The sequence below is a fragment of the Nocardioides sp. CCNWLW239 genome (genome assembly GCF_037137035.1).
Classification (GTDB): Bacteria; Actinomycetota; Actinomycetes; order Propionibacteriales; family Nocardioidaceae; genus Nocardioides.
In genome coordinates this window covers 40,671-66,566 of record NZ_JBBBNW010000006.1, presented here as the reverse complement: position 1 = coordinate 66,566, position 25,896 = coordinate 40,671, and the positions used below count along the sequence as shown (strand labels likewise).

29 protein-coding genes are annotated in these 25,896 nt (G+C 69.0%); 20 read left to right on the top strand and 9 right to left on the bottom strand.

The window, feature by feature from the left end:
- Positions 1–40: 40 nt before the first annotated feature.
- Positions 41–1,252, bottom strand: a complete 1,212-nt coding sequence (locus WBG06_RS21080) for a Fic family protein (RefSeq protein WP_336738961.1) — start codon at positions 1,250–1,252, stop codon at positions 41–43.
- A 253-nt stretch (positions 1,253–1,505) separates the two neighbouring features.
- Between WBG06_RS21080 and rplS the strand changes: the two genes are divergently transcribed.
- The 9 genes from rplS (at position 1,506) to WBG06_RS21035 (ending at position 8,914) form a co-directional block, all read left to right on the top strand.
- Complete coding sequence (gene rplS / locus WBG06_RS21075; protein WP_336738960.1) at positions 1,506–1,856, top strand: 50S ribosomal protein L19; 351 nt, start codon at positions 1,506–1,508, stop codon at positions 1,854–1,856.
- Between the two features lie 62 nt (positions 1,857–1,918).
- Entirely contained in the window at positions 1,919–2,821 is a 903-nt protein-coding gene (gene lepB, locus WBG06_RS21070; protein WP_336738959.1) for a signal peptidase I, read from the top strand.
- A complete protein-coding gene (locus tag WBG06_RS21065; protein ID WP_336738957.1) occupies positions 2,818–3,510 on the top strand; it encodes a ribonuclease HII in 693 nt (230 codons plus the stop codon). The genes lepB and WBG06_RS21065 overlap by 4 nt, the downstream gene beginning before the upstream one ends.
- Before the next feature lie 81 nt (positions 3,511–3,591).
- Positions 3,592–3,900, top strand: coding sequence for a DUF2469 domain-containing protein (locus WBG06_RS21060; protein WP_045550889.1), 309 nt, complete (start codon positions 3,592–3,594; stop codon positions 3,898–3,900).
- 141 nt (positions 3,901–4,041) lie between these two features.
- Positions 4,042–4,407 carry a YraN family protein gene (locus WBG06_RS21055; RefSeq protein ID WP_336738952.1) on the top strand — a complete coding sequence of 122 codons (366 nt, stop codon included), beginning with the start codon at positions 4,042–4,044 and terminating at the stop codon, positions 4,405–4,407.
- Positions 4,407–5,990, top strand: a complete 1,584-nt coding sequence (locus WBG06_RS21050) for a YifB family Mg chelatase-like AAA ATPase (RefSeq protein WP_336738950.1) — start codon at positions 4,407–4,409, stop codon at positions 5,988–5,990. Before WBG06_RS21055 ends, WBG06_RS21050 begins: the two co-directional genes overlap by 1 nt.
- A complete protein-coding gene (gene dprA / locus WBG06_RS21045) occupies positions 5,987–7,159 on the top strand; it encodes a DNA-processing protein DprA (protein WP_336738948.1) in 1,173 nt (390 codons plus the stop codon). Before WBG06_RS21050 ends, dprA begins: the two co-directional genes overlap by 4 nt.
- Before the next feature lie 29 nt (positions 7,160–7,188).
- On the top strand, positions 7,189–8,151 hold the full coding sequence (locus WBG06_RS21040; protein ID WP_336738946.1) for a tyrosine recombinase XerC: 963 nt from the start codon (positions 7,189–7,191) through the stop codon (positions 8,149–8,151).
- A 157-nt stretch (positions 8,152–8,308) separates the two neighbouring features.
- Positions 8,309–8,914, top strand: a complete 606-nt coding sequence (locus tag WBG06_RS21035; RefSeq protein ID WP_336738944.1) for a hypothetical protein — start codon at positions 8,309–8,311, stop codon at positions 8,912–8,914.
- Here the strand turns inward: WBG06_RS21035 and WBG06_RS21030 are convergent.
- Positions 8,833–9,456: a peptidoglycan DD-metalloendopeptidase family protein gene (locus WBG06_RS21030; protein ID WP_336738942.1), complete on the bottom strand. Its 624-nt coding sequence runs from the start codon at positions 9,454–9,456 to the stop codon at positions 8,833–8,835. The genes WBG06_RS21035 and WBG06_RS21030 overlap by 82 nt on opposite strands.
- A gap of 421 nt (positions 9,457–9,877) precedes the next feature.
- Between WBG06_RS21030 and rpsB the strand changes: the two genes are divergently transcribed.
- From rpsB to rlmN, 8 genes are all read left to right on the top strand, one after another.
- Complete coding sequence (rpsB, locus tag WBG06_RS21025) at positions 9,878–10,786, top strand: 30S ribosomal protein S2 (RefSeq protein WP_336738940.1); 909 nt, start codon at positions 9,878–9,880, stop codon at positions 10,784–10,786.
- 49 nt (positions 10,787–10,835) lie between these two features.
- Positions 10,836–11,645, top strand: coding sequence for a translation elongation factor Ts (tsf, locus tag WBG06_RS21020; protein ID WP_336738938.1), 810 nt, complete (start codon positions 10,836–10,838; stop codon positions 11,643–11,645).
- A gap of 168 nt (positions 11,646–11,813) precedes the next feature.
- The gene (gene pyrH, locus WBG06_RS21015; RefSeq protein WP_336738936.1) at positions 11,814–12,527 is read left to right on the top strand and encodes a UMP kinase; all 714 of its coding nucleotides are present in this window, start codon (positions 11,814–11,816) and stop codon (positions 12,525–12,527) included.
- Positions 12,528–12,590: 63 nt separating this feature from the next.
- Positions 12,591–13,145, top strand: coding sequence for a ribosome recycling factor (frr, locus tag WBG06_RS21010; RefSeq protein ID WP_201451342.1), 555 nt, complete (start codon positions 12,591–12,593; stop codon positions 13,143–13,145).
- A 158-nt stretch (positions 13,146–13,303) separates the two neighbouring features.
- Positions 13,304–14,212: a phosphatidate cytidylyltransferase gene (locus WBG06_RS21005; RefSeq protein ID WP_336738934.1), complete on the top strand. Its 909-nt coding sequence runs from the start codon at positions 13,304–13,306 to the stop codon at positions 14,210–14,212.
- A 14-nt stretch (positions 14,213–14,226) separates the two neighbouring features.
- Entirely contained in the window at positions 14,227–14,724 is a 498-nt protein-coding gene (locus WBG06_RS21000) for a histidine phosphatase family protein (protein WP_336738932.1), read from the top strand.
- Positions 14,725–14,854: 130 nt separating this feature from the next.
- The gene (locus WBG06_RS20995) at positions 14,855–15,253 is read left to right on the top strand and encodes a hypothetical protein (protein WP_336738930.1); all 399 of its coding nucleotides are present in this window, start codon (positions 14,855–14,857) and stop codon (positions 15,251–15,253) included.
- Between the two features lie 118 nt (positions 15,254–15,371).
- On the top strand, positions 15,372–16,490 hold the full coding sequence (rlmN, locus tag WBG06_RS20990; protein WP_336739348.1) for a 23S rRNA (adenine(2503)-C(2))-methyltransferase RlmN: 1,119 nt from the start codon (positions 15,372–15,374) through the stop codon (positions 16,488–16,490).
- Positions 16,491–16,513: 23 nt separating this feature from the next.
- Here the strand turns inward: rlmN and WBG06_RS20985 are convergent, their stop codons facing one another.
- Positions 16,514–16,948, bottom strand: a complete 435-nt coding sequence (locus WBG06_RS20985; protein ID WP_336738928.1) for a hypothetical protein — start codon at positions 16,946–16,948, stop codon at positions 16,514–16,516.
- Positions 16,949–17,158: 210 nt separating this feature from the next.
- Here WBG06_RS20985 and WBG06_RS20980 point away from each other — a divergent pair, with 210 nt between their 5' ends.
- Positions 17,159–18,319, top strand: coding sequence for a glycosyltransferase family 4 protein (locus WBG06_RS20980; protein ID WP_336738926.1), 1,161 nt, complete (start codon positions 17,159–17,161; stop codon positions 18,317–18,319).
- Here WBG06_RS20980 and WBG06_RS20975 read toward each other — a convergent pair.
- Both WBG06_RS20975 and WBG06_RS20970 read right to left on the bottom strand, forming a co-directional pair.
- Positions 18,294–19,406, bottom strand: a complete 1,113-nt coding sequence (locus WBG06_RS20975; protein WP_336738925.1) for an LOG family protein — start codon at positions 19,404–19,406, stop codon at positions 18,294–18,296. The two genes, WBG06_RS20980 and WBG06_RS20975, sit on opposite strands and share 26 nt — an antisense overlap.
- 18 nt (positions 19,407–19,424) lie before the next feature.
- A complete protein-coding gene (locus WBG06_RS20970; protein ID WP_336738923.1) occupies positions 19,425–20,303 on the bottom strand; it encodes an oxidoreductase in 879 nt (292 codons plus the stop codon).
- 71 nt (positions 20,304–20,374) lie between these two features.
- Between WBG06_RS20970 and WBG06_RS20965 the strand changes: the two genes are divergently transcribed.
- Both WBG06_RS20965 and WBG06_RS20960 read left to right on the top strand, forming a co-directional pair.
- Positions 20,375–20,968 carry a TetR/AcrR family transcriptional regulator gene (locus WBG06_RS20965; RefSeq protein ID WP_336738922.1) on the top strand — a complete coding sequence of 198 codons (594 nt, stop codon included), beginning with the start codon at positions 20,375–20,377 and terminating at the stop codon, positions 20,966–20,968.
- Complete coding sequence (locus WBG06_RS20960) at positions 20,969–21,589, top strand: PulJ/GspJ family protein (protein ID WP_336738921.1); 621 nt, start codon at positions 20,969–20,971, stop codon at positions 21,587–21,589. It begins immediately after the preceding gene.
- Positions 21,590–21,617: 28 nt separating this feature from the next.
- Here WBG06_RS20960 and WBG06_RS20955 read toward each other — a convergent pair whose 3' ends face one another.
- From WBG06_RS20955 to WBG06_RS20940, 4 genes are all read right to left on the bottom strand, one after another.
- Positions 21,618–22,508 carry a serine protein kinase RIO gene (locus tag WBG06_RS20955; protein ID WP_336738919.1) on the bottom strand — a complete coding sequence of 297 codons (891 nt, stop codon included), beginning with the start codon at positions 22,506–22,508 and terminating at the stop codon, positions 21,618–21,620.
- 163 nt (positions 22,509–22,671) lie between these two features.
- A complete protein-coding gene (locus tag WBG06_RS20950; RefSeq protein WP_336738917.1) occupies positions 22,672–23,976 on the bottom strand; it encodes a hypothetical protein in 1,305 nt (434 codons plus the stop codon).
- A 7-nt stretch (positions 23,977–23,983) separates the two neighbouring features.
- On the bottom strand, positions 23,984–25,363 hold the full coding sequence (locus WBG06_RS20945) for an NAD(P)/FAD-dependent oxidoreductase (RefSeq protein WP_336738916.1): 1,380 nt from the start codon (positions 25,361–25,363) through the stop codon (positions 23,984–23,986).
- The gene (locus WBG06_RS20940) at positions 25,360–25,830 is read right to left on the bottom strand and encodes an Lrp/AsnC family transcriptional regulator (RefSeq protein WP_336738914.1); all 471 of its coding nucleotides are present in this window, start codon (positions 25,828–25,830) and stop codon (positions 25,360–25,362) included. Before WBG06_RS20940 ends, WBG06_RS20945 begins: the two co-directional genes overlap by 4 nt.
- Positions 25,831–25,896 lie beyond the last annotated feature (66 nt).

The window sequence follows — 25,896 nt, the reverse complement described above, 5'->3', positions numbered from 1 at the left end:
TGTGGCGGTTCGCCTGCATACCTAGACGAACGGACAGGCCTCAGCGCGGCCCGTAGGGAAGCTGCCTGGCCTGATGCTGGATGCGAGCGCTGAGGTCCTCGACCTCGGCCAGCACCGCCGGGGCGACCCATACGGGGGAGCGGCGGGTGCGCTTGATGCGGGTGAGAACACCGGCACGCTCCAGCCCCTCGATCGTCCCGATGGCGTCCTCGACCTTGAGCGACGTGGTGACGAGCTCGGCGTTGAGGATGGGCTCCTCGGTGAGGAGGTCGAGAAGGCGGTACGCAGCAGACCCCGGCCGTGGGTCACCGGCCGCCTGCCCCCAGTCGCGCCGGATCCTGTCCAAGGCCTCGGCCGTCTTCCAGGACTCCGTCGTGGCGATGGTCGTCGAGGCGGCGAGCATCGCGATGATGGTGGCTGCGGTGCCGGCTCGGTAGTCGTTGAGCGCGCCGAAGTAGCGGTCACGGTGGGCGACGAGCGCCGAGGCGATCGGGACGGCCAGGTGGCGCGACGCGCGGCGTCGCCGGAGCACCGCGTGGATGAGTGCGCGGCCGATGCGTCCGTTGCCGTCGATGAACGGATGGATCGACTCGAACTGCGCGTGCACGATCGCCGCCTGCGCGATGGGGGCGAGATCATCGCGGTTCGCGAACGCGACCAGGTCCTCGATGTAGTCGAGGACCGTCTCCGGCGGCGGTGGCACGTGGAGCGAGTCGCGAGGTGCGTAGTCGGAGCCGCCGACCCAGTTCTGCACGGTGCGGAACCTGCCGGCGGTGGCCGCCTCGTCCGGGTGGCGCGCGAACAGGTCGCGGTGGGCGCGCAGGATCGCGTCGGAGGTGATCTTGCGGGTGGTGTCTGCCTCCCGGATCAGCCGGTCCATGGCCTGCGTCGCCGAGGCCATCGAGACGGCCGAGGCGTTGGCCCCGATCCCCAGCAGCGCCCGTCCGTAGTCGGCCAGACTGGCCTCGACGTGCTCGATCTTGGAGGAGTCGATCGCCTCGGTGCGCAGCTGCAGGTGGTTGAGACCGGCCATCGTCCGTCCGTGGACCAGATCGAGGTGACGCAGCGCGCCGGCGCTGGCGGTCGTCATCGCCGCCACCGGTCGCTCCAGCGCCAGATCGAGATCGGCGATGTGCGGCGGCAACGCCACCGTGACCTCGCGGAGCAGCCGGTCGGCACGCGGCCCGCGCGGGATCCGCTGCCGATAGGGGCGCGTCACGTAGGTGTGTGGCGGCCAGTCGGTGTCGGTCACGGGGGCATCCTTGCACGGGCCGGTCACTGCGTACGCCGCGATTCTCGGCGGTCCGCGGCGCTGTGGCAGACTTGTGGACCGGTCCAGTCGGCCGAAGCACGCTCCGAAGAAGACACCCGGAGGTGTCGCGACGGGCTCCTGCCACAGGGGGAACCGTGCGCCGCCGGCCAGCGCGGCTGGGCCACCGCCAAAGATCGCCCTGACCAGGGCATGGATGACCGCGATCGGCCTGTGGCGAGCGTGAGGAGAAAAGATGAGCAACGTACTCGCTGAGGTCGGCAACGCCTCCAAGCGCGACGACCTGCCGGAGTTCCGCGCCGGCGACACCGTCAAGGTCCACGTGAAGGTCGTCGAGGGCAACCGGTCCCGCGTCCAGATCTTCCAGGGCGTCGTGATCCGCGTCCACGGTTCCGGCATCGGCCGCACCTTCACCGTCCGCAAGGTCTCCTTCGGTGTGGGCGTCGAGCGCACCTTCCCGCTGCACTCCCCGATCTTCGAGCAGATCGAGGTCGTCACCCGCGGTGACGTCCGTCGCGCGAAGCTCTACTACCTGCGCAACCTGCGTGGCAAGAAGGCCAAGATCAAGGAGCGCCGCGAGGCCTGAGAGGCTCCTGAGCATTGCGAGTCGATGAGGCTCGTTGTGGAGGAACTCTCTAGACTCACCGCGTGACTTCGAACGACCGCGATCCTTCCGTCGGCGTCGGGCCCCAGGCCCGTTGGGACGGGCCCGACACAGGGGGATCGCGGTCGTTCTCGTCTCCGCCCCAGGCTCCGCGCTGGGGCGCCGAGCAGTCCGGACCGGGCAACGGTCCACGCCGCGAAGAGGAGTCGAAGCCGCGGTTGTCGGCCTGGCAGGAGGGCATCGTCCTGGTCGTGCTGGCCGTGCTGGTCGCGGTCGTCGTGAAGGCCCTGTTCGTGCAGGCCTTCTACATCCCCTCGGAGTCCATGGAGCCAGGCCTGCAGGGCGGCCCGTCGGTGGCGACCGACGACCGGGTGTTGGTCGAGAAGCCGTCCTACTGGCTGGCCGGCACGCCGCAGCGCGGCGACGTGGTGGTCTTCTCCGACCCGGGTTCGTGGCTCGGTGTCGACGAGTCGGCGGGTCCCAGCAACATCGTCGGCAAGACGCTCGCGGTCATCGGTCTCTACCCCGAGGGCGGTCACCTGGTGAAGCGTGTCATCGGGGTTCCCGGCGACGTCATCGAGTGCTGCGACAAGCAGGGCCGGCTGATGGTCAACGGCGTACCGATCGACGAGCCGTACGCGCGCCCCTCCGAGACCAAGTGCGGCCGTCCCAACAAGGACGGTGAGTGCTTCGGCCCGATGCCCGGCACTCGCCACTGGGAGATCGGTCCGGTGCCGGAAGGGTCGCTGTTCGTGATGGGCGACAACCGGGCCAACTCGGCCGACTCGACGGTGCACATGTGCACGGCCAACGAGACCGACTGCGCGCTGGTGCCGTGGGTGCCGGAGGAGAACGTCGTCGGCAAGGTCGTCGCACTCGGCTGGCCGCTGGATCGGGCAAAATGGATCCACCGACCCGAGAGCTTCGAGGACGTGCCGTCACAGTGAGCAGTGCCCCTAACCTGCGTGTCGAGCGATCGATGCTGCGCGACGGCATCACCTATCTCGGTGCCGTCGACGAGGTGGGGCGCGGTGCGCTCTGCGGGCCGGTCTCGATCGGGATCGTGGTGATCTCCGTGGCGACGCGGACGGCACCCCAGGGCGTACGTGACTCCAAACTGCTCACTCCCGAGGCCCGCGAGAAGCTCGCACCGAAGGTGCGCCGCTGGGCGGTCGACTCGGCCGTCGGGCACGCGCTGGCCTCTGAGATCGACGAGGTCGGGATCATGGCCGCGATGCGGCTTGCCGGCCAGCGGGCGCTGGGCGCTCTGGACGTACGTCCCGACGCGTTGCTGCTCGACGGCAACCACAACTACCTGACCCCGCCCGTGCAGGAGGGGCTCTTCGGCGAGGTCTCCGCGATGGTGGAGGAGGTCGAGGTGCCGCCGGTGACGACGATGATCAAGGCCGACATGAAGTGTGCCGCGGTCGCGGCCGCCTCGATCCTGGCGAAGACCTCGCGTGACGCGCTGATGGTCGCACTCCACGAGGAATACCCCGACTACGCGTGGGCCGACAACAAGGGCTACTCCGCACCCGCCCACATCGCCGCGCTCGAGCGGCTGGGTCCGTCGGCATATCACCGGCGCTCGTGGAGTCTTCCCGGCTCTTCGCGGGAGTTGGCTCTAGAGTCGTGACATGAGCGAGCGTCAGCGAGCGACCAACGATCTCAGGCCGCCGCGTCCGTATTCTTCGCTGTCCTCTACGGAGGTGGCGGCGTGAGCGCGGAGGATCTCGAGAAGTACGAGACCGAGATGGAGCTGACCCTCTACCGCGAGTATCGCGACGTGGTCGGCATCTTCAAGTACGTCGTCGAGACCGACCGCCGGTTCTATCTGTGCAACCAGGTCGACGTGCGGGCGCGTACGGACTCGGGCGATGTCTACTTCGAGGTGTCGATGAACGACGTCTGGGTGTGGGACATGTATCGGCCGGCCCGGTTCGCGAAGGCCGTCAAGGTGCTCACCTTCAAGGACGTCAACGTGGAGACGCTCAACCCGACCGACATCGACCAGCCGCTCGACTGACCGTGCACCGCTCTGGGTGGCCAGTTGCCATCCACAGGGCGATCTCGATCCGGGGTTATCCCCAGGCGCCCTGAAACCGGATCGGATTGTCGGTGCTCGCAATGAATGTGGACCTCGAAGCCGAAGGGCAGGAGGTCCACGATGAGTTCAACGGCGCCAGCGCGGATCGCGCTGGGAAACTACGGCGAATCGGTCGCCGAGAGGCATCTGGTCGAAGCGGGCATGATCGTGCTCGATCGCAACTGGCGGTGTGCCGACGGAGAGATCGACCTGGTTCTCCGCGAGGACGACACGCTGGTCGTCTGCGAGGTGAAGACCCGCAGCCATGACGGATGCGGCACACCGCACGAGGCGGTCGACAAGACCAAGCTCGACCGGCTGAAGCGGCTGGGGATGGCCTGGCTGCAGGAGCACGACGTGCAGGCCCCGGGGATCCGGATCGATCTCGTGGCCGTGATGCACGCGCCCCGTGGCTCGGCGCTGGTCGAGCACGTCAGGGGGCTGTGATGGGATACGCGCGGGCTCACGGTGTCGCGCTTCGCGGCGCGGTCGGCCATCTGATCGATGTGCAGGCCGATGTCTCACCCGGGCTGGTAGGGGTAACGCTGGTAGGTCGCGCTGACAGCGTGCTGGCCGAAGGACGCGATCGGGTCCGGATGGCGATCATCAACTCCGAGCTCGAGTGGCCCGCGACCAAGCGGATCACGGTGCTGCTCTCACCGGCGGACCTGCCCAAGGGCGGCTCGCACTACGATCTCGCGATGGCCTTGGCGATCCTCGCTGCCGGTGGTGAGATCGAGAAGGTCGGGCTGGAGCGTACGGTCTTCATCGGCGAGCTGGCCCTGGACGGTGGGCTGCGACCGACCTCCGGCGTGCTCCCGATGGTGCTCGCCGCCTCCCACGCCGGGATCGTCCGGGTGGTGGTGCCGGAGCCGCAGGTGGCCGAGGCGCGGATGGTTCCCGGGATGGAGATCCTGGGTTTCCGGTCGCTCGGCCAGGTGGTCGCAGAGCTGCGTGGCGAGCCGGTGCCCGACGCCCCACCGGTCGCGACCGGCACCGGCGGGAGTCTGCTCGGCTGGCGAGGTGATCGCCGGCTCGACGACATGGACATGTCCGATCTTCGGGGCATGCCCGAGACCCGCTACGCGGTGGAGGTCGCGGCTGCCGGGGGACACCACCTCCTGCTCAAGGGCCCGAAAGGCTGCGGGAAGACCTCGATCGCCGAGCGGATCCCGACGATCTTGCCTGATCTGTCCCGCGAGGAGTCGCTGGAGGTGATGGCGGTGCAGTCGCTGGCCGGTGTGCTCGACGTCGACCGCGGGCTGCTCACCCGGCCACCCTTCGCCGCACCGCACCACGACGCCTCCAAGCCCGGCATCGTCGGTGGCGGCAGCGGTCGGGTCCGTCCGGGTCAGGTCTCGCTGTCCCACGCCGGGATCCTCTTCCTCGACGAGTTCCCGCTGTTCAAGAGCGACGTGATCGAGTGCCTGCGTGAACCGCTGGAGAGCGGTGACATCACCGTGTCCCGCGGGGAGGAGTCGGTGACGCTGCCCGCGCGTGCGCTGGTCGTCCTCGCCGCCAACCCGTGCCCGTGCGGCAACTACGACGCCTCGGTCACCAAGGACGGCTGCATCTGCCGGTCCAACGAGCGCCAGGCCTACGCGCGGAAGGTCTCCGGGCCGATCACCGACCGCATCGACATCAGTCGCACTCTGCGGCCGATGTCCGAGCAGAACCACGACCCGTGGGGTTCGGAAGCCAGCGCGGATATCCGCGAGCGGGTCAGTGCGGCCAGACGCAGGCAGCGCGAGCGCTACGCCGACTTCGGATGGCGGCTCAACGGCCAGGCCAGCGGGATCGCCCTGCGCGACAATTGGCCGCTGCCGCCGTCGGCCGAGGCGTTGATCGACTCACGCATCTTCTCCGGTGCGCTGACCCGGCGCGGTGCGGTGCGGGTGCATCGCCTCGCCTGGACGGTGGCCGACCTGGCCGGGGTCGACTGGCCGGGTGTCGCCGAGACCGAGACGGCGCTCGCTCTGCGCAGCGGTGGCTCCCTCGGAGTCTCGGTCTTCGAGGGGAGGTCGGCATGACCGCGGAGTCCGTCGCGCCCGCCTTCACCGACCTCGAGCGCGAGCGCCTGGCCCGGATCGCGCTGACCCAGCTGGTCGAACCGGGCACCCCGTTGCTCGACACCTGCATGGTGGGATCCACGGCGGCGGAGGTGTATCGACGATTCGCCGAGGAGGATCCTGCTCTCGGTGCGGACGGACTCGAAGCGAGGGCGCGCCTTGCCCAGATCCATCCCGACCGCGACCTGGAGCGAGCGACCAACGCCGGGTTCCGCTTCGTCATCCCCGGCGACGAGGAGTGGCCTGTTCAGATCGAGCGGCTCGCCGGCCAGGAACCCCTTCAGAACCGCACCGGCACACCGCTCGGCCTCTGGGTGCGGGGACCGCTCCTCCTCAGCGACCTCGACCGTTCGGTCGCGGTCGTCGGGTCTCGCGAGGCGACGGCCTACGGCGCCGACGCCGCCGCCAGGATCGCCGCGGATCTCGCGGTCAACGACTTCGTGACCGTCTCCGGTGCAGCGGTCGGCATCGATGCGGCCGCGCATCGAGGCGCGCTCACCGGCCCGCCGGGGAGCACCGTCGCCGTCCTCGCGGGAGGCGTCGACGTGCCCTATCCACTGCGCAACCGGCGCCTGATCGACGCGATCGCCGAGAGCGGCGCCGTGATCTCGGAGATCGCACCGGGCTTCCCCGTCACCCGCTACCGATTCCTCTCCCGCAACCGGATCATCGCCGCCCTCGCTCGTGGGACCGTCGTCGTCGAGGCGGCGGCGCGCAGCGGATCCCTCAACACATCGAACTGGGCTTACAGCATCAACACTCCCGTGATGGCAGTGCCGGGCCAGGTGGGTGCGATGACCTCGGTCGGCACCCATGAGCTCCTCCGCAGCGGCAACGGCATCCTGGTGACCGACGGTCTCGAGGTCCGCGAGCTCGTCGGTGACGCGGGGGAGGCCCTCCCGGTGGAGCGCCGTGGTCCCGTACGCCGCCGTGACTCACTCACCTCCATCGAGAAGCAGGTCCTCGACGCCGTCCCGGTGAGCAGTCCCAGGTCTCAGCTCGATGTCGCGAGGTCGGCGTGTCTGCACCCGAAGACAGCAGGCACGGCGCTGTCCCGCCTCGAGGCGCTCGGCCTCGCCGAACGGTTCCCGGAGGGGTGGCAGCTGGCTCCAGGCGCGGCTCGCACCTGAGGCGCAGGGCAACGCCTATCCTGGCTCGGGTGAGCGGTGAACCCGAGGCAGGCCAGGACGGCGGGTCCGCGGATGCGGAGCCTCTCGAGGTCTACGCTGCGCTCCTCGGCGACTACGAGCGACACCTCAGCGCCGAACGCGGCCTCTCCGACCACACGGTCCGGGCCTATCTGGGCGACATCCGCAGCCTGCTCGACCACGCCGGCCGGATGGGCCGCACCGACCCGGAGGGGATCGACCTGCGTACGCTGCGCAGCTGGCTGGCCAAGCAGCAGACCACCGGTCACTCTCGGACCACGCTGGCCCGACGGGCCACCGCGGCGCGGGTCTTCTGCTCCTGGCTGGTGCGGACCGGCCGGGCACAGGTCGACGCCGGTTCTGCACTCGGCTCGCCCAAGGCACATCGGACGCTTCCGCCCGTACTCCGCCCCGACGAGGTCGAGTCCCTCATCGCCGCGGCCATCGCCGCCGCAGAGGACGGCACAGCGGTCGGGATGCGCGACATCGCCGTGCTCGAGCTGCTCTACGCGACCGGCGCCCGCGTCGGCGAGCTCGTCGGCCTCGATCTGGATGATGTCGACTACGAACGCCGGGTGGTACGCGTGCTCGGTAAGGGGCGCAAGGAGCGAATGGTGCCCTTCGGAGGTCCAGCAGCGCGGGCGTTGGACCGCTGGGTCGTGCGCGGCCGGCCCCAGCTGATCACCGAGTCCTCCGGCCCGGCCTTGTTCCTCGGCGCCCGGGGCGGCCGCCTCGACCAGCGCGCGGTCCGCACCCTTGTCCACCGTCGTCTCACCGACGTCCCCGGCGCGCCCGACCTCGGCCCCCACGGTCTGCGCCACAGCACCGCCACCCACCTCCTCGAGGGGGGTGCCGACCTCCGCTCGGTCCAGGAGCTCCTCGGCCACGCCAGCCTCGCCACCACCCAGATCTACACCCACGTCAGCAGCGACCGGCTCCGCAAGGCCTACCGTCAGGCCCACCCCCGCGCCTGACCTGCCGAGACGTCGCCCGCGTCGGCCGAGGCGTCACTCTCGACTACCGTCTCGGTCGCCGAACCGCAGGTCTCGGCGGGGTCATACGCCACATCGCGTACGCAGGCCACGCCGTAACGCGGACGCAGCGCGGCCCTCGGCACGCCACGCTGGCGGCATGACCAGGAAATCGACGTCCAGCCGGCCGATGCGACTGCGGCCCGGCGTACGCAAGGCCGTGCTCGTGCTCCATCTCCTCGGAGTGGGGGCGTGGCTCGGGATCGATGTGGTGGTTGGCATCCTGGCCGCCGTCGGGGCGGGATCAGGCGACGCCGCCGACCGGGGCCTGGCGTTGCAGGTGATCGGCACCTATCTCGCCGGCCCCATGCTCGCTGCAGGTCTGATCGTGCTGGCGACCGGCCTGGTGCTCGGCTGGGGGACCAAGTGGGGCCTGGTGCGCTTCTGGTGGGTCGCGGTGAAGCTGGTCGTCAATGTGGTGCTGGTCGTGCTGATCGTCTTCGTGCTGATGCCGGGGATGGACGAGGTGCGAACCATCGGAGAGATCCTGGCAGCGTCCGGCGAACTGACCGGAGATGTGAGCGACCTGCGGTTCCCGCCGGCGGTCTCGCTGACCGCGTTGACGGTCGCGGTCGTGCTGTCCGTCTACAAACCCTGGGGGCGGACCCGGTTCGGTGGACGGTCCTACCGGACCGGATCGCCCCGCCAGAGGGGGAGGAGCCGGACCGGTCGGGGCGCGTCGACCAGCAACAGCGGATCGAGGTAGACGTCGTCTGCGTCACGGATCCAACCCCAGTGCAGGCAGGCGGCGGGGAAGCAGTGGGAACCGACGAGCCCCAGCCGCCCGAGTGGAGCACCGGCCGCGATCGCGTCGCCCTCGACGACGGTGGCGACGACGGGCTCGTACGTCGTCCGGGTCGGTCCGTGGTCGACACTGACCACAGGCTTTCCGGCGATCACTCCCACGAACGCGACGGTTCCGGCCATCGCGGCACGAACCACCGCGCCTGGTGACGCGGCCAGGTCGACACCGCGATGACCTGCGCCCCACGGATCGTCTGGAGGGTCGAACCTGCGCGCGACCTCCGGCCGCGGGGCCAGCGGCCAGACACCCTGGGGGACCTCGTCCGTCCCGCCGATCGGATCCGGACCCTCGTCGTGACCCACAGCCCCACCCAGCGAGGCGCCGGAGGGCGCCACCTCGGCACGTGGCATTCCGAGAGCTGGGTCTGCCGGGGCGATGAGGACGACGAGAAACAGGGCCGCGACGAGGGCGCGGGCCCGGTCGGAGAATCGGTACGAGGTCATGGCGAGGAGACAACCCCGGATCGGGGACCCGCACAACGGGTGTCGTGCGTCCTGTGGATAACTCTGTTCCGAGATACCCCTGTGGACACCGATCGGCCCATCCTGGGGCCGTTCGCGGAGGATTGGCCCGAGACCCTGCCGACGGCTAGTCTTGGACCGGCAGCCCCCTGTGGGCTGACTTCGCACGCCAGCAGACCGCGACGGTGCCTCGCTCCGAGACGCCGGTCGCCCGCGGGCGCGGCCCTCAGTCCCGAGCACCACGCTCAGGTCGGACCGCGTGCAGGCGTCAGGGCCCGTCGCCATTGACGGGCGCGAAACTGAAAACCGACCGGCTCGCGTCAACACCCGCCCGACCTCGAGAAACGCAAGGTCGAGCCACCAGCGGTGCACACGCGGGCCACCACCTAGGAGAAAAAACATCATGGCAGTCGTGACCATGCGCCAGCTCCTCGAGAGCGGCGTCCACTTCGGACACCAGACCCGTCGCTGGAACCCGAAGATGAAGCGGTTCATCCTCACCGACCGCAACGGCATCTACATCATCGACCTGCAGCAGTCGCTGGCCTACATCGACCGCAGCTACGCCTTCATCAAGGAGACCGTGGCCAAGGGCGGCACGATCATGTTCGTGGGCACCAAGAAGCAGGCCCAGGAGGCCATCGCGGAGCAGGCGACCCGCGTCGGGATGCCCTACGTCAACCAGCGCTGGCTGGGCGGCATGCTCACCAACTTCCAGACCGTGCACCAGCGGATCAACCGCCTCAAGGAGCTCGACGAGGTCAACTTCGACGACGTCGCCGGCTCGGGCCGCACGAAGAAGGAGCTCCTGCAGATGAAGCGGGAGCGTGACAAGCTCGAGAAGACCCTGGGCGGCATCCGCGAGATGGGCCGCACCCCGTCCGCCGTCTGGATCGTCGACACCAAGAAGGAGCACCTCGCTGTCGAGGAGGCTCGCAAGCTCAGGATCCCGATCGTCGGCATCCTGGACACCAACTGCGACCCCGACGAGGTCGACTTCCCGATCCCGGGCAACGACGACGCCATCCGCGCGGTCGGCCTGCTGACCCGCGTGGTCGCCGACGCCGTCGCCGAGGGCCTCATCGCCCGCTCCGGTGGCAAGACCGAGGGCACCGAGGGCGCCACCGCCGAGGAGCCGCTGGCCGAGTGGGAGCGCGAGCTCCTGGCGACCCCGGCTGCCGAGGAGGCCAAGGCCGAGGAGACCCCCGCCGCCGAGGAGACCAAGGCCGAGGAGGCCCCGGCTGCCGAGGCGACCGAGGCTCCGGCCGAGGAGACCCCCGCCGAGACCCCTGAGGCCCCGGCCGAGGCCTGAGCCTCATCGTCCACCCCAGAGCCACATAACAAGTCAGAGGAAGACACACATGGCTTACACCGCTGCCGACGTCAAGAAGCTCCGCGAGCTGACCCAGGCCGGCATGATGGACTGCAAGAAGGCGCTCGACGAGGCTGACGGCAACTTCGACAAGGCTGTCGAGATCCTTCGCGTCAAGGGCACGGCCAAGGCTGCCGCCCGCGCTGCGGAGCGCACCACCTCGGCCGGCCTCGTCGCCGCGTCCGGCAACGCCCTGGTCAGCCTCCTCTCGGAGACCGACTTCGTCGCCAAGAACGAGGGCTTCGTCGCCGCTGCTCAGCAGATCGCCGAGGCCGCCGACGCCAACAAGATCAACGACCTCGAGGCCCTCAAGGCCGTCTCGCTCGGCGACAAGACCGTCGGCGAGACCGTCGAGGAGCTCGCCCGCACCATCGGCGAGAAGATCGAGCTCGGCCAGGTCGCCTACTTCGAGGGTCAGACCACGGTCTACCTGCACAAGAAGGCCTCCGACCTGCCGCCGAGCCTCGGCGTCCTGGTCGCCTACGAGGGTGACGAGGCGGCCGCGAAGCAGGCCGCTCAGCAGGCTGCCGCGCTGAAGGCGCAGTACCTCACCTCCGACGAGGTCCCGGCCGACGTGGTCGACGCCGAGAAGGACGTCCTCACCAAGAAGACGCTTGAGGAGGGCAAGCCCGAGGCTGCCGTCGCCAAGATCGTCGAGGGTCGCATCAAGGCGTTCTTCAAGGAGATCGTCCTGCTCGACCAGGAGTCGGTCTTCGAGTCGAAGAAGTCCGTCAAGCAGGTCCTCGACGCCGCCAACACGCAGGTGAAGCAGTTCGCCCGCTTCGACGTCGGCGCCTGACCAGAGCCTGACTCCGCGCGCACAGCGCGCGATCAGCTAGGTTGAGCAGCAACGTACGACGAAAGGAGCCGGTCCGATGAACCGAATGGTCATCATCGGACCGGCTCTTTCGTACACAGAGAACACCTGCACCACCCCGCAGGACATCGCCAGAGGAAAGGCCACGGCATGACCCGCTACCAGCGCATCCTGATCAAGCTGTCCGGAGAGAACTTCGGCGGTGGCGAGGTTGGTGTCGACCCTGTCGTGGTCGCCTCGATCGCCAAGGAGATCGCCGCTGTCGCCGCCTCCGGAGTTCAGGTCGCGATCGTGGTCGGAGGTGGGAACTTCTTCCGTGGCGCCGAGCTCCAGCAGGCCGGCATGGACCGGTCCCGCGCCGACTACATGGGCATGCTCGGCACCGTCATGAACTGCCTCGCGCTGCAGGACTTCCTCGAGAAGGAGGGCGTCGACACCCGCGTGCAGACCGCGATCACGATGGGTCAGGTCGCCGAGCCCTACATCCCGCGCAAAGCCATGCGTCACCTCGAGAAGGGCCGAGTCGTGATCTTCGGCGCCGGCTCGGGGATGCCGTTCTTCTCCACCGACACCGTCGCGGCCCAGCGCGCTCTCGAGGTCCACTCCGAGGTCGTCCTGATGGCGAAGAACGGTGTCGACGGCATCTACACCGCCGACCCGAAGAAGGACCCGACGGCGACGAAGTACGATGAGATCACCTTTGGCGAAGCGCTGCAGCGACAGCTCAAGATCGCCGACGCCACCGCGTTCGCCCTCTGCATGGAGAACAAGATGCCGATCGTGGTCTACGGCGCGGAGGACGAGGGGGCGATCTTCCGGATCGTCCAGGGTGAGAAGATCGGTACGCTCGTCACCGCTGGCTGAGCGGCACGAGCCCAGACGCCACCCACACCCACAACACTTACGAGCGCACAGGAGCAACCGGTGATCAACGACATCCTCAACGAGGCCGACAGCAAGATGGTGAAGTCGGTGGACTCCACGCGTGAGGACTTCGCGACCATCCGTGCCGGCCGGGCCACCCCGCAGATGTTCAGCAAGATCCTGGTCGACTACTACGGCACCCCGACGCCGATCCAGCAGCTTGCCTCGTTCACCAGCCCCGAGCCGCGGATCATCAACATCGCCCCGTTCGACATCGGCGCGATGGCCAACGTCGAGAAGGCCATCCGTGACTCCGACCTCGGTGTCAACCCGTCCAACGACGGCAAGATCCTGCGTGCGGTCTTCCCCGAGCTCACCGAGGAGCGCCGCAAGGAATACATCAAGCTCGCCAAGGAGAAGGCGGAGCAGGGTCGGGTCTCGGTTCGCCAGGTGCGTCAGAAGGCCAAGCAGGGCCTCGAGAAGCTCGAGAAGGACGGCGAGGCGAGCAAGGACGACGTGACCGGTGCCGAGAAGCGTCTCGACAGCCTCACCAAGAAGCACACCGACGCCATCGACGAGCTCCTCAAGTCCAAGGAAGCCGAGCTGCTCGAGGTCTGAGCCTGTGACCCTGCGACGGAGTCGCAGGGTCACAACGCGAAGAGATCGAGCGAGCGCGCCGCTGAGCCTGCGAAGCGGCGACCGCGTGTCGAGATCCAGTGAGCACCACCTGGCTCCAGCCAGCGAGGCGGGATCGAGACCCAGATAAGGACCTGAGCATGAAGGAATCCCTTGTGAGCCAGACGCCGCCGTCGCCCTCTCCGTCAGCTTCCGAGCCGCCGAAGAAGGACTACGGCCGCGCCGGCCGCAACCTGCCCGCGGCGATCGGGTCCGCGGTCGTCCTCCTGGTCGCCATCGCGCTGAGCCTGATGTTCGTGAAGACGGCGTTCATGCTGATCGTCGTCGGGTGTGTCGTCGCCGCGGTCTGGGAGCTCCACCGGGGCCTGATGGCCAAGGACATGGACGTCCCGGAGCAGCCGCTGATGATCGGTGGCACGGTGATGGTCCTGGTCGCCTACTTCTGGGGCTCCGACGCGCTGGTGACGGCCACGGCGGTGACCGCCCTGGTGATCATGCTCTGGGTGCTGCGACGCGGCGTCGAAGGCTACGTCCGCACCTCGGCTGCCGCCGTCCTCACGCTGTTCTATCTGCCCTTCCTGGGCTCGTTCGTCGCGCTCATGCTCGGCGAGGGCGGCGACTGGACCTCGGGCGGTCTCTCCGACGACGGTGTCCGCGGCATCATCGTCTGGGTCCTGCTGACGATCATGTCCGACATCGGTGGCTACGTCGCCGGCGTCCTCTTCGGCAAGCACCCGATGGCGCCGGTGATCTCGCCGAAGAAGTCCTGGGAGGGCTTCGTCGGTTCGATGGTGTTCACCGTCGCCACCGGGGTCGGCCTGGTCGTATGGCTGCTCGACGGCGCCTGGTGGGTCGGAGTCGCGCTCGGCGTCGTCGCGTGCGTGATGGCTGTCCTCGGTGATCTGGTCGAGTCCGTCATCAAGCGCGACCTCGGCGTCAAGGACATGAGCCAGATCGTCCCCGGCCACGGCGGCCTGATGGACCGCCTCGACTCGCTGCTGGCCACCGTCGCCCCGGTCTGGCTGATCCTCCACTACGCGGTCTTCTGAGGGCGCGTCTTCTGATGCTCTTCCTCGTACGCCACGGCAGACCCGTTCAGGTCCGCGGGGTCGCGGCGGAGCACTGGGAGCTCGACCCTGACGGGTTCGACGACGTCTGGGCGCTGCGCGACCGGCTCCCGGCCGGTGCCACGTGGTATTCCTCACCCGAGACCAAGGCACAGCAGACCGCCCAGCCGCTCACCGACGGTGACGTCGGCGTGGTGGATGCTCTTCGTGAGCACCGCCGGGGCGAGGCGTGGGTAGAGGACTTCGACGCCACGGTCGAGCAAGCGTTCGCAGAGCCGTCGGTTCCTGCGTACGAGGGGTGGGAACCCCTCGAGGCATGCCGGGACCGCGTGACCAAGGCGGTCACCGGGATCCTGGCGGCCCACGCCGATGAGGACGTCGTGCTCGTCGGTCACGGCACCGCATGGACCGTCCTGGCCAGCGAGCTCACCGGCCTGCCGCCGGACCTGACACGCTGGCGGGCGCTCGGGATGCCGGACGTCATCGAGATCTGAGATACGACAGAACGTTCTTGTCGGGCTACTGCTCAGTAGCGGACAGGAACGTCCCGTCGTATCGCGGGCCAGATGCCCGACCCGCGATTCTTTGCCGTGACTGATTCGAGTTCGGCGTTACGGTTGAAGCGTGACCCAGCAGCCCGCGGACCTCGACGTGGACTCCGATCCAGACGTCGAGGAAGAGCACGCCCCGGAGGAGGAGTCCTCGGGGCAGGGTGGGCTGTGGGCGTGGCTGCACGATTCCCACCCCACCGTGGCGGCCCTGGTCGGGTTCTACATCGGCCTGGCGTACGCCATCCTCGTGCCCGGCACCTGGGGCGCTCTGCTGACATGGCTGACCGGGCAAGAGCGCGCCGAGCAGCTGTTCCCCTGGGTGGCGCTGACCCTGCTGGTGCCGCTCGCCCTGCTCATCCCGCGCAAGACCCGGCGGCTGGCTCAGTTCGTCTGGTTGGGGATCATCCTGACCGTGCTGGTGGTCGTCGGGGTCGGTGCCCTCGTGTTCTGGATCCTGCTGAAGACCGGCTGACCGAGCTGCCCGGATCCAGGTTTAGCCGTACGCAGCACCCCGGTGGGACACTGGAGCAGTGACCGAGCCCGACCCCGCATCCGTAGCCCCGCACAGCCCCGAGGCTGAGGCCGCCGCGATGGAGGGGCGTCGCCTGCCGCTGGTGATGGCGCCGCCCAAGGGCCGCGGCAAGCCGCCCCGCCACCTGGCTGACCTCGACCTGGCCGGGCGTCAGGACGCGGCGAAGGAAGCGGGCCTTCCGGGGTTCCGGGCCAAGCAGCTCTCGGTGCACTACTTCGAGCGCCTGGTCGACGACCCCGCGAAGATGACCGACCTTCCGGCCAACCAGCGAGAAGAGCTCGTCAGCACCTTCCTGCCCGACCTGATGACGCCGATCCGTCAGCAGGAGGCCGACAAGGGCACCACCGTCAAGACGCTGTGGAAGCTCTTCGACGGTGCCCTGGTCGAGTCGGTGCTGATGCGCTACACCGACCGTGCCACGGTCTGCATCTCCTCCCAGGCCGGCTGCGGCATGGCCTGCCCGTTCTGCGCCACCGGCCAGGGCGGCCTCGAGCGCAACATGTCGACCGCCGAGATCGTGCACCAGGTTGTCGTCGCGGCCCGGCAGATGGCCAGCGGCGAGATCCCCGGCGGCCCCGGCCGCCTCTCCAACGTGGTCTTCATGGGCATGGGGGAGCCAATGGCCAACTACAAGGCGCTCATGGGTGCCGTCCGACGACTCACCTCGCCGGCCCCCGAGGGTCTGGGCCTCTCCGCCCGCCACGTGACCGTCTCGACCGTCGGTCTCGTGCCCCGGATCAAGCAGCTCACCGAGGAGGGCATCCCGGTCACTCTCGCCCTCTCGCTGCACGCTCCCGACGACGAGCTGCGCAACGAGCTGGTCCCGATCAACACCCGCTTCTCGGTCGCCGAGACCGTCGAGGCCGCCTGGAACTACGCCCGCGTCACGAAGCGACGGGTGAGCATCGAATACGCGATGATGCGCGGCATCAACGACCAGGCCTGGCGCGCCGACCTCCTCGCCGACGTACTCAACTCCTACGGCGACTGGGGCTGGGTCCACGTCAACCTGATCCCGTTGAACCCCACGCCCGGCTCGAAGTGGACCGCCTCCGACCCGGCCGACGAGCGCGAGTTCGTACGCCGCCTCGAGGCCAAGGGCATCTCCACCACCGTCCGCGACACCCGCGGCCGCGAGATCGACGGCGCCTGCGGCCAGCTCGCCGCTGCCGAGTAGCCCGAGAGCCCTCGGCGGCAGGCTCAGGCCTCCGGCGCCGGCCGGCGCTCGTGGCCCTGTCGGCCTCGGGTGCGGCGGTCGTCCTTCATCTCCGACTCGTAGAGGTGCCGCTTGCCTCCGACGAGAGCGTCGCGGGCCTCCTTCTCGAGCTGCTTGAACGTGGCGTAGTAGCCGTCGTCGTACTCCTCGACGATCTGGAACGTCCACCTGCCGTAGAGCACGTTGCGTCCGACGAGCTCGCGTTCGAACCTGTCCGCGAGCTCGGTGTGGCCGGCCTCGCGCAGCTGCTCGACCCCTTTGCCCAAGGTGAGGTCGGCCGTGCCGGTGATGCGATGCAGCGCGTACAGATGACCCCGGGCGATCTCGATCGCTTCGAGTGCCTCGCTGATGGCGCCGAGCGCCTCGACGGTGAGATCGTCGACGCCATCGGGCCGGATGTGCTCCTCATCGGTGGTCATGCGGCGATCGTGGCAAATGAGCAGGCGGGCGGCAACCCTTTCGTGACCACCCGCTCGGCCGTGGGGGAGTTCTGAGGTCACGCGACGTTTCCGCTGGTGAAACCGGCTGGACTACCTGTCGCCCGGCACACAGGTCTGGCCACGGGAGGTTCACCGACCTGTCAACCAAGTCGGGGTTCACGTTGCCAGAGGGCGCTCACGATCAGAAACATGAGCATCAGCCTCGATCGGGTCCCGCTGGTCGCCGCCAACTCAGAGCCGCTCCGTGTCCTCATCGTCACGGAGTCGTTCCTGCCCCAGGTCAACGGCGTGACGAACTCTGTACGCCGCGTGCTGGAGCATCTAGCGGTCGACGGCCATACGGTCGAGGTCGTGGCTCCCACCGGGCCCGCCGAGTACGCCGGGTTCCCGGTGACCCGGACCCGGGGAGCGACGTTCTGGGTCTACAAGGACTTCCGCGTCGGTATCGAGACGCGGCGCAAGCTGCGTGCCGTGATGCGCCGGTTCAGCCCCGACGTCGTCCACGTGGCCTCGCCGGCGCTGCTCGGTCGGCAGGCGGTGCTGGTCGCCAAGGAGCTCGGCATCCCCAGCGTCGCGATCTACCAGACCGACCTGGTGGGCTTCTGGGACAAGTACAAGGCGGTCGGTGGCCCGCAGGCCGCCGCGATGCTCACCCGCCAGGCCCACTCGGCCGCCGACCGCACCCTGGCGCCGAGCTCCTCGGCGCTCACCCAGCTCGAGGGCCTCGGTGTCCAGCGCACCGGGTTGTGGCCGCGCGGCGTGGATGTCGAGCTGTTCCACCCGAGCCGTGTCGACCATGACCTCCGCGCCCAGCTCGCGCCGAACGGGGAGACCATCGTGGGGTACGTCGGTCGCCTGGCCCAGGAGAAGGAGCTGCATCTGCTCGCCGCGCTCGCCCGCAACCCGGCGTACAAGGTCGTGCTCGCCGGCGGCGGGCCGCAGGAGCGCGAGCTGCGCTCGTTGCTCCCGAACGCGACCTTCATGGGTGTGCTGCAGGGGGAGGAGCTGGGGGCTGCGTACGCCTCGCTCGACATCTTCGTGCACACCGGCTCCCACGAGACCTTCTGTCAGGCGGTCCAGGAAGCGCTCGCCTCCGGGATCCCGGTGGTCGCGCCACGTTCCGGCGGGCCCCTGGACCTGGTCGCCGACGGCGTCACCGGGTTCTTCTACGAGCCGGGAAGCCGCGACGACCTCGGCTCCCACGTCGCGCTGCTCCACAACGACCCGCAGCTACGGCTGCGGATGGGTCGCGAGGCCCGCAAGAGCGTCGCGCACAAGTCCTGGGGCGCGGTGAACGCGGCCCTGGTCGACCACTACCGCGACGTCATCGGGGCACGCCGGTCCCGATGACGTCGACTACCTCCTCGGCGGTGTCGACGAGGTGGATGTGCGGCTCCATCGCCCGGCCGCGTGCGAGCGCCTGTAGCAGCGGCCAGACCGGCAGGGTCTCGGTCCAGTAGCGCCGGCCGACCAGCACCATCGGCGCGATCGCGCTGGAGTCGGCGTAGTAGTTCTCGCAGGCGTCCTGGAAGACCTCCTGCACGGTGCCGCCGGCTCCGGGCAGGTAGACGATCCCGCCGTCACAGACCTCCAGCAGGACCGCCTCGCGGGTGGCGTTGCGGAAGTATTTCGCGATCGCCCCGGCGAACACGTTGGGCGGTTCGTGCCCGTAGTGCCAGGTCGGGATCCCCAGTGATCTTCCGGGCCTGCCCTCGACCTGGTCGCGTACGTCGAGGGCCACCTGCGCCCACGCCCGGATGGAGGGCCGAAATGTGGGCACCGTGGCCAGCGACGCGAGCGCGTCGTCGAGCGTCGACTTCGACGCTCCGGCCAGGAACGCGCCCAGGTTGGCGGCCTCCATCGCTCCCGGTCCGCCGCCCGTGGCGACGACGTGGTGGCTCGCCAGATGCTGGCCCAGGCGGGCAGCGTCGGCGTAGTCGTCCTCGCCCCGGCGCAGCTTGTGCCCGCCCATCACCCCGACGATCCGGGTGCCCTCCTCGCGTCGTGCCCGCACCCACGCCTCGAGAGCGGAGTCGATCGCGTGGTCGTGAAGAGTGATCGCGAGCTCGTCGTCGGCGTCGAGCGGCTGCTGCAGCCAGGCGTACGCCCGTGCGTCCAGGCTCCGCGCATAGACCGGGTCGTCGTAGAGCTCCCCGGCGGTGTAGAGCCGGGAGCGGTAGACGTCGACCGGCGCCTCCGGGATCACCGGCATCACCAGCGCGCCCTCGTCCTCGGCGTAGTCGCCGTCGCCGGGTGCGAAGGTGCACCCGAGGAACGTCGCCCCGGCGAGCTCGGTCTCCCGCAGGGTGGTGGAACGGGAGCTCAGATCCAGCGACCGCAGCCGCCACCCTCGGAGGCTCTCCGCCCCGGCAGCCAGGTGCCCGTCGAGCTCCTCCACCGACTCGATGTCGACATGCCGTCCCCGGTGATGCTTCATACCGAGAAACCTACCGACTCACAGTGGCCAGGAGACTCCGGTCAGGGCCTCGGACTCGGTCCACAGCTTGCGCGCGAGGTCGGGGTCGGAGGCCACCGCGGTCCTGCCGACGAGCGTCGGGCTGCCGCGGTACTCGCCGAGCCCGTCCGGTCCGACGTAGCTGGCCGGGGGAAGGTCCTGGCTGGCTGCGTACAGGGTCGGGAGGGCACCCGCCTCCGCCGACTGTGCGACGACCCGGTTGCCGACCGCCATGAGGGCGTGCTTGAGGGCGTTGCCGGTGTGGCCCTGCAGGTTGGTCGCGGCATAGCCCGGGTGCGCGGCGTACGCCTTCAGCCCGGTGCCCTCGAGGCGCCTCTGGAGCTCGAGGGTGAAGAGCAGGTTGGAGATCTTCGACTGTCCGTAGGCCTTCTCCGGCTGGTAGGCGCGCCGCTCCCAGTTGAGGTCATCGAGGTCGAAGCCGCCCCAGCGGTGGGCCGAGGAGGCGACCGTCACGACGCGGTCGGTGATGTGGGGGAGCAGCAGGTTGGTGAGCGCGAAGTGCCCCAGGTGGTTGGTGGCGAACTGGCTCTCGTAGCCGTCGATCGTGAGGCGCTTGGGCACCATCATGATCCCGGCGTTGTTGATGAGTACGTCGATCCCGCCCTCCCAGGCAGCGGCGAAGCTCCGCACCGAGCTGAGGTCGGCCAGGTCGAGTGCCCGCACCTCGGCACCACCGCTGATCGTGGCGGCCACCTCCTCGCCGGCGGCGACGTTGCGCACGGCCAGGACGACGCGGGCCCCCTTCGCGCCCAGCTCGGTGGCGACGATGCGGCCCAGGCCGCTGGTTGCGCCGGTGACGATCACGGTGCGGCCCTCGAAGGACGGCAGCCGCTGGGATGTCCACTTCTGTTCGGTCATGCGTCAAATCTAGGCGATGACAAGAATCTTGACAATGACTATATCGGTGAATTCTCGATAAGGTGTGCCTGATGACCGAGACGATGAGCCGATACCACCACGGCGACCTGCGCGCCGCGGTGCTGCGCCGTGCCGAAGAGGTGCTGCGCGAGTCGGGCACCGACGCGCTCTCGCTGCGCGGCATCGCCCGCGACCTGGGCGTGAGCCATGCCGCGCCGAGCGCCCACTTCCGCGACAAGAACGCGCTCTTCGACGCGCTCGCGGTCGCCGGGTTCCGGCGGCTGGGCGAGGTGATGGACGCCGCGTTGGCCACTCGCGGCTCGCTGACCGATGACCTGGTCGCCTTCGCCGCGGCCTACCTCGACTTCGCCACCGACAACCCGGCGCTGCTCTCGGTGATGTTCGCGCGCAAGCACAGCGAGACCGCCGGCGCCGAGATCGCCGAGGCCGTCGCCGCCGCCTTCGCCCACCCCACCGCCCTGCTCACCGACGCCCAGGCCCGCGGGGAGGTCGTCGACGGCGACCCCGAGGTCATCGGGATCACCGTCCTCGCGGCGCTGCAGGGACTGGCCACCTTCGTCGGCTCAGGGTTCGTGACGCCCGAGCAGTCGCACGGGATGGTGGAAGACGTCGTCGCCACGCTGATGCGCGGCTTGGCCCGTTAGATGCGCCTTCTTCGCGCGGTGGCGGCGCGCAGCGTACTCGTGGAAGTGATGGTCGGCGTCGCGATCTTCTGCACCCTCCTGCTGCTTGCCGGGCTTGTCATCCGGACGAGCGTGGACGAGAGCAGACGAGCGGAGCGCGCGGTCGTCACGGACCAGAAGGCACTCGAGATCTGGCGTGACAAGCTCGAACCCCACCTCGAGCAGGTCAACTCCATCCCGACGCCTGACGGGCTCCGCTGGCCGGAGGATGTCGCGGTGGACGGTTGTGGCATCGACGAGTCGGACAACCAGCTGGTTCAGGCTGGTGCCTGGTTCGCGTGGGAGGCGACCGAGGAGGTTGCCTTCGGTGAAGTGAGCACGCCGGCAGCTGCCGGATATGTCGAGATCCTCGACTACCTGGTCGACCGAGGTTGGCGGATCAGCAAGCGGGAGAACCTGAACGACATGGTGTCCGAAGCCAACCGTGACTTCGACTCTGCCGACCTCGAGCACCCATCGGGCGTCACGATGCAGACGCAGTTCCTCGGCGACCTGATCATGGGTGATCTCGACTTCGAGGGAGCGCCCAAGGTCTGCTCCGTCGCTGAACCGTCGCGCGGTGCTGCCAGGAGTGCGCCATAGCGCACCCCCGGCAGCGCGCGAGCGGGGTTCAGAAGGCGTGCGCCATCAGGTCGGCGTAGACCTCCTGCTCGTCGACCTCCAGGCCCCTGGCCTGGAACCACTTCGCGACGTTGGCGATGTCACGGAGCAGGAAGTCGAAGCCCAGCGGGTTGCCGACCAGGTCGATGATCTGGGGGAGGTCGATGATCACGAGCCGGTCCTGCTGGGCAAGGATGTTGTAGGGGGAGAGGTCGCCGTGGACCATCCCCGCCTGCACCATCGTCGCCAGGGAGTCGACCAGCCCGTCCCACCACATCTCGAGGACATGGCGCTCCGGTCGGGTCTGTGCGAGACGGGGTGCCGTCTCGAGCTCGCCGTTGCCGTCGTCCACCGCGATCCACTCCATCAGGATCTCGGTCCCGTCGATCTGCACGGGGTAGGGGACTGGGAGGCCGAGGTTCCAGCAGCGTACGAGCGCGTTCCACTCGGCGTTGGCCCACTCGGCCTTGGCGACCTCGCGGCCGAAGGTCGAGTTCTTCTTCAGTGCGCGCTCGTCACGAGAGCGCTTGACCGAACGGCCCTCGGTGTAGCTCGCGGCGCGGTGGAAGGTGCGGTGGTCGCTGTCGCGGTAGCGCTTGGCGACCATCAGCGCCTCCTGCTCCGGGAACAGCGGGTCGGCACGTACGATCAAGAAGGCGTCGGCCTCCTTGCCGGTCTTGAGGACGCCGAGCTCGGTGTCGATGGCGCCCTGAGAGGTCACCACCCAGTCCGGGCGCGGCTCCGGTCCACGGGAGAGTGGCTCTACCGAGAGCCAGGTGGACCAGCGTTGTCCGTCGTCCAGGTCGTCGTCGTAGGCCTGGAAGTCGAAGATGAAATTGGGGTCGATTCCTGCCAGAGAGTCGGATACGGCGGAATCAGCGGAGAGATTCTCCTGAGTCACTTCGGGTGCTCCTGATGCGAGAGATGTGGTCTGTGGGCAGGCACAGGACAACGACAGTCATGGTCTGCTCCTCTCGATCAGGGGCGCCTCAAGGACGAGAAACGCCGGTCGCGGTCCATGGTGAGGGACGGCGACCGGCGTACGCAACTCGTTATTTCGTGAACTACGGAGAGACGAGCCACATGTCGTCGCTCCCGACGACCAGGACGCTGCCGTCCTCGAGCCCATGGGCGACCGATCCGTACGGTGCGGCCAGCCGTGCCGACTCCTCGCCGGACCCGGCGTCGAGGAAGGTGTGCGTCCAGCTCGGCACCTCCCGTCCGAACGCGAGGTTCGTGAACGGTTGCGCGGCGTTGCCGTAGCGGTCGACGACCGGCCCGGTGACGTCGATGCCGGGATAGATCTTCGTCGACTTCTCCAGCACGTCATGCGAGGTACGCCGAAGCTTCTCGGTCCACCGTCGCTTGCCGGTCGTGGGGGAGTAGCCCGAGACCCGATCGGTCGAGACGAGCACGACGGCCTCCGGAGTCGCCGACAGCTGCCTCCTGTCGGACTCCGCGGTGGGTCCGACGTCGATCCGGAAGCTGCTGGCTCGCCTGCCGTCGAGATCTGAGGTGACGATGTCGTAGGCCGTGTCGGTGGGGTTGGTGACGTAGATGCGGTCGGCGAACACCTCGACCTCGGGGAATCCGAGGTCCGGGCACGGCGTCGTGGTCGTCCAAGCCGGCACGCCGGCTCGGGTGGCGGTGAAGGTGCAGGTGTCGTTCTCGCGCGAGAGACCCACGAGGAGGTCGCCGACCTGGGCGGCGGTGTGGTCGTCGAGGAGCCCGATCGGCGCGCCCAGGGGCTTTCCGTCGCGAAGCTGCTGGATCGAGTGTGTCCGCTGGTCGATGTCTGTCGGGATCGTCGGGACCCGCTGCATACGAGTGTCGTCGAAGGTGGCGTAGCCGATCGTGGCAGGAGTCGCATGGTCCGGCGAGAGCCGCGGGGTGCGAGAGGTCTCGCGTCCAGTGGCGTCGAGGTGAACGGTGACGCAGCCGTCGTCGGAGCAGTCGATGGCGTCGAGCTCGCCGTCGAGACTGATGGCGATCGGGTCGTAGAGGTCGTCGACAGCCTCCTGCCAGACCAGCGTGCCGTTGCGATCGGTCATCGCGATCTGCCGGAGGCCGACGGTCGCCACGTGACCGCCGTCGCCGACATAGGCACGGTGCCCCTCCTGGCGTTCCTCGGCGAGAACCTTCCCGGTCCTCAGGTCACGGATCGTGAGCCGGTCGTCGTCGTAGGTGTAGATCCGGTCGCGTACGACGATCGCCTCGCCCTCGTTACCGTCGACCGCCGTGTGCCACGCGACGTCGCCGGTCATCAGGTCGGAGGCACGCCAATGCCCGACCCCGACGAGCAGCGCCGCGACACAGGCCAGCGAACCAGCAGCGACGAGCGCTTTCCGGGCGGGAGGGGAGAGGGACATGGTTCCCTCAGTGACCGCCGACGAGCGGCGCGACGGCCCGGGCGATCAGCGATCCCTTGCCGGTGGCACTCTCCTCCGCGTCGGCCACGGTCATCGCACGCAGCCCGGCGTTGACGCCGAGCCAGCGCAGCGGCTCGGGCTCCCAGCGTGGTGAGACGTGCCCGACCCAGGGGAGCGCGGTGAGGTCGGAATCGATACCGAGGATCAGGTCCCGCAGCGTACGTCCGGCGAGGTTGGTCGTCGCCACGCCGTCCCCGACGTAACCGCCGGCGTGCGCGAGCCCGGTGGCCGGGTCGTGGCCGACCGAGGCGTGCCAGTCGCGCGGGATGCCGAGCACGCCGCCCCAGCGATGGGTGACCCGGTGCCCGCGGACCGCTGGGAACATCTCGATCAGGGTCGACCACAGGCGGCGGTGGGTGCGCAGGTCGGAGACGTCGGCGTGGGTGATCTTCGATCCGAAGGAGTACGGAGCGCCCCGGCCGCCGAAGACCAGGCGGTCGTCCGCGGTGCGCTGCCCGTAGATCAGCAGGTGGCGGCCGTCCGAGAAGGTCTCGCGCTCCTCCAGGCCGATGCTCGACCAGACCAGGTCGGAGAGCGGCTCGGTGGCGATGATCAGGGAGCGCACCGGGATGACCTCACGCTCGAGACCAGCCAGCGTCGGGGTGTAGCCCTCGGTGGCGCGTACGACGACGTCGGCGCTGACCACGTCTCGCTTCGTTCTCACCAGGTGCGGCTCGACGGTGATCGCCGGGGTCTGCTCGTAGATGGTGACCCCACGGGCCTCGACCGCGCGGGCCAGGCCGCGGACGAGCTTGGCGGGATGGAGGGCGGCACAGTCGGGGGTGAAGGTCGCGCCCAGGGTGCCGGTCGCGGCCAGCCGCCTCTCGGCCGCGGCCCGGTCGAGCAGGGAGATCTCGGCGTCGCCGAGGCCCCAGGAACGGGCGTGCTCGACCTCGTGCCGGGCGCGCTCGAGCTGTGCGGGCGTGCGAGCGACGACGACGGTGCCGCCCTTGGCGATGTCGGCCTCGATGCCCTCGGCCGCGGCGACCCGGATCACCTCGTCGACGGTCTCCCGCATGGCCCGGTCCTGGGCGAGCGCGTCCTCCCGGCTCGAGCCCGCGGCCACCTTGTCGAGCGAGGCGGGGAAGAGGGCGGAGCACCATCCGCCGTTGCGGCCGGAGGCGCCGAAGCCGGCGACCTCGGCCTCGAGGATCGCGATCTTCAGGTCGGGCCTGGCCTCGGCCAGATAGTAGGCCGTCCACAGGCCGGTGTAGCCGGCGCCGACGATTGCGACATCGACCTCGAGGTCGCCCATCAGCGCCGGACGCGGTTCCCAGGCGTCGCCCGCGGTCTCGTGCCACAGGCTGATGCCGGAAAAGTTGTTCACCTCACGCCCCAGGCGTAGGTCTGCTTGTGCAGATGGAGGTACATGAACGTCTCGGTGCTCACCACGCCCTCGATGGCGCGGATCTTGCTGGAGACCAGATTGAGGAGGGCCTCGTCGCTCTCGGCGACGACCTCCACGAGCAGGTCGTAGGAGCCGGCGGTGATGACGATGTAGTCGACCTCGTCGAGCTTGCCGAGCTCGTCGGCGATCCACTCGACCGGCCCGGAGGTGCGTACGCCGATCATCGCCTGCCGGGCGAAGCCGAGCTCGAGCGGGTCGGTGACCGCGACGACCTGCATGACGCCGCTGTCGACGAGTCGCTGCACGCGCTGTCGCACCGCGGCCTCGCTCAGGCCGACCTCCTTGCCGATCGCGGCATAGCTGCGTCGGCCGTCCTGCTGGAGCTGCTCGATGATCAGCTTGTTGACCTCATCGAGGTGAGCGCCACCGTTGTGCTTGCGAGTCATGGAGCAAGTCAACCCCGCATCGGTGGCCTGTTTCAACGAAATCCGTCGTGTGTAACGAACTATTTC

Coding starts and splice junctions, on each gene's coding strand:
- WBG06_RS20980 (WP_336738926.1), top strand. CDS start 17,159: ATGAGCATCAGCCTCGATCGGGTCCCGCTGGTCGCCGCCAACTCAGAG.
- WBG06_RS21035 (WP_336738944.1), top strand. CDS start 8,309: ATGACCAGGAAATCGACGTCCAGCCGGCCGATGCGACTGCGGCCCGGC.
- WBG06_RS21050 (WP_336738950.1), top strand. CDS start 4,407: ATGGGATACGCGCGGGCTCACGGTGTCGCGCTTCGCGGCGCGGTCGGC.
- rplS (WP_336738960.1), top strand. CDS start 1,506: ATGAGCAACGTACTCGCTGAGGTCGGCAACGCCTCCAAGCGCGACGAC.
- WBG06_RS21005 (WP_336738934.1), top strand. CDS start 13,304: ATGAAGGAATCCCTTGTGAGCCAGACGCCGCCGTCGCCCTCTCCGTCA.
- rlmN (WP_336739348.1), top strand. CDS start 15,372: ATGGAGGGGCGTCGCCTGCCGCTGGTGATGGCGCCGCCCAAGGGCCGC.
- WBG06_RS20970 (WP_336738923.1), bottom strand. CDS start 20,303: ATGACCGAACAGAAGTGGACATCCCAGCGGCTGCCGTCCTTCGAGGGC.
- WBG06_RS21055 (WP_336738952.1), top strand. CDS start 4,042: ATGAGTTCAACGGCGCCAGCGCGGATCGCGCTGGGAAACTACGGCGAA.
- WBG06_RS20965 (WP_336738922.1), top strand. CDS start 20,375: ATGACCGAGACGATGAGCCGATACCACCACGGCGACCTGCGCGCCGCG.
- WBG06_RS20985 (WP_336738928.1), bottom strand. CDS start 16,948: ATGACCACCGATGAGGAGCACATCCGGCCCGATGGCGTCGACGATCTC.
- tsf (WP_336738938.1), top strand. CDS start 10,836: ATGGCTTACACCGCTGCCGACGTCAAGAAGCTCCGCGAGCTGACCCAG.
- WBG06_RS20960 (WP_336738921.1), top strand. CDS start 20,969: ATGCGCCTTCTTCGCGCGGTGGCGGCGCGCAGCGTACTCGTGGAAGTG.
- dprA (WP_336738948.1), top strand. CDS start 5,987: ATGACCGCGGAGTCCGTCGCGCCCGCCTTCACCGACCTCGAGCGCGAG.
- WBG06_RS21030 (WP_336738942.1), bottom strand. CDS start 9,456: ATGACCTCGTACCGATTCTCCGACCGGGCCCGCGCCCTCGTCGCGGCC.
- rpsB (WP_336738940.1), top strand. CDS start 9,878: ATGGCAGTCGTGACCATGCGCCAGCTCCTCGAGAGCGGCGTCCACTTC.
- WBG06_RS21000 (WP_336738932.1), top strand. CDS start 14,227: ATGCTCTTCCTCGTACGCCACGGCAGACCCGTTCAGGTCCGCGGGGTC.
- WBG06_RS20975 (WP_336738925.1), bottom strand. CDS start 19,406: ATGAAGCATCACCGGGGACGGCATGTCGACATCGAGTCGGTGGAGGAG.
- WBG06_RS20940 (WP_336738914.1), bottom strand. CDS start 25,830: ATGACTCGCAAGCACAACGGTGGCGCTCACCTCGATGAGGTCAACAAG.
- WBG06_RS20950 (WP_336738917.1), bottom strand. CDS start 23,976: ATGTCCCTCTCCCCTCCCGCCCGGAAAGCGCTCGTCGCTGCTGGTTCG.
- pyrH (WP_336738936.1), top strand. CDS start 11,814: ATGACCCGCTACCAGCGCATCCTGATCAAGCTGTCCGGAGAGAACTTC.